Annotated in this window: 1 protein-coding gene; it reads right to left on the reverse strand. The window is 45.7% G+C overall.

Translation table 11 applies throughout. The annotated features are described in order from the left end of the window. Positions 1-185: 185 nt before the first annotated feature. Positions 186-1,751, reverse strand: coding sequence for an autotransporter outer membrane beta-barrel domain-containing protein (locus B5F80_RS11080; protein WP_158099986.1), 1,566 nt, complete (start codon positions 1,749-1,751; stop codon positions 186-188). Positions 1,752-2,018 lie beyond the last annotated feature (267 nt).

Raw genomic sequence — 2,018 nt, forward strand, 5'->3', positions numbered from 1 at the left:
ATGTACCGGTTTCTTTTCTCTTGCCATGATACTAAGCCTCCTATGATTTAGATTGTATCATAGAAGACCTATACCTGGCAGTTATTTACAGAAAAAGCTTCACATAGTCGTCCTTGCATACGATCAACCTGATAGCTCAGCCAGAAGTCAAAAAGGGATTTTAGCCTTCTCAGAAGTTTTTCAAATCAGACAAAGGCCCACCGCATGCCGACATTCCACTGCCACGGCGTTTCTACATCTCCGCCGAAGGTCTTCACTACGTCGGCATATAGATAGCTGCTGTCGTTCACTTTATAATTAAACCCGATGCCAGCTTCCCACCACGTATCGCCAATGTCCTGACTGTAGCTGTTGCTCAATCCCTTCAGACTTAAATACGTGTCGGCGCTGCCGGCGAAGTCATGCAGCAAGCTGGCTTTAGCATATATGCTGCCTTTTTTGTCAAAGGCTTTGCCCACTTCAAACCCTACGCGACCTACAGCGCTTTCCAGGCTGTCCTGACGGACGTGAATCCCGTTATTCGTCGTAAAATCTTCTCCGCCGATGCGCATAAGGGTCATCTGAGCCTGCGGCGTGACGTACCAGCCGTCTTTGCGATCAATTTTCCGGCCATATTCGCCGCTGAGGCTCGTTCCCCACATGTCGTAGTCGCCGTGCGTGTGGCCTGCATCAGTGTAAATGTCAAACTCATTGCTCAGACGCCCTTGCTTCAGCACGATGTCGGCATAGTGTCCCTTACGGCCCAGCCATGTGCCGTACAGGCTCAGGGAGGTGCTGCGGTTTTCGCCTGTGCCCTGGGCATACGTCGTTTCGCCGTCGTTATGGCTCACTGCCGCACCGTAATGCCAGTTTCCGCGAGCCCAGTCATATCCAAGCTGGAAGAAAATATACTGGTTTTCATATTGGCTATCGTAGTTAAATTCGCCGCGGCTCATGCGGACCCAGATTCCCTGTCCGCCGTCGCTCTCGCGCAGATCACCGAGACGCTGGCTCAAGGTGCTGTCTTCCTGCCGCCACGCGACGATAGCCGTTTCGGCAATGTGCTTCATGGCGTCCATGGTCTTCGTTACCCGGTTGCCGCCAGTAATGTTCGCAACATAGCCTTGGCTATTGGCGTCAAACCGCAAGTCCCCACTGGCTTCCGGAGTGATAAGCCCTTCTTTTACCGTGACTTTGCCGTCCAAGTTACCGTCATTCGCATCGTAAAAGATTTTATTGGCAATAGCATTTAAGTTCTCTTCCGTTTTTTCAATATCCAATGTATTAACAGTGTTGTTAATTATGCCTAAATTAACCGAAGAACCTTTTCCGGCATCGCCAATTATTACATCACCTGTGTTAGCTAAATTTAAAATACCGTCTGTATCAGTATCTGCGGCAGAAAAATTAATATCGCCGTTGCCGGAATAGTTACGAATTGCTATAGTACCTGCATTGGTTTGCTCAACCACACCTTCATTCATTGATAAATTCGTTAAAAGAGAACCACCGGCTAACCCAGTAGGTTTCCACACCGCTCCATTGTGAAGTGCCAAATCTGCAACCGCATCATTATTAGCAATATTTATATCGCTTTCAATTAAACTATCATCACCGGTAAAATTTAAATTAACAAGGCCTTTGTCCCCGTCAATTCCCGTTCCGGCTTGGATAGCTCCTTTAATTACGCCATGTACTGCATTTTCAGCGGTATTCGAAAGTTCTGCTTTTGAAATATCTACAATACTATCATCTTGAGCTAAAATAGCCACAGAATCTATCCCAGCACCATTCGTGTCAATATATACATTATCTCTGAAATTAACGATTGCATCGACATTATTGTCAAAGGGATTACCTGCTCCTGAACAAAAAACGCCTATAGCCATTCCAGATGGATTATTAATCGTTATTGTAGTTTCATCATTAAAAGGTTAATTGTAAAATGAATTTGAACAGGTAATCAAAAAAACAAAAATCCATAGTGAAGCTTCATGTTAAAATGGTTTTGCGAGAAATCATCAACAAAGGAGCAATCA

It is taken from the genome of Megasphaera sp. An286, from assembly GCF_002163455.1.
In the GTDB taxonomy this organism is placed as follows: domain Bacteria; phylum Bacillota; class Negativicutes; order Veillonellales; family Megasphaeraceae; genus Megasphaera; species Megasphaera stantonii.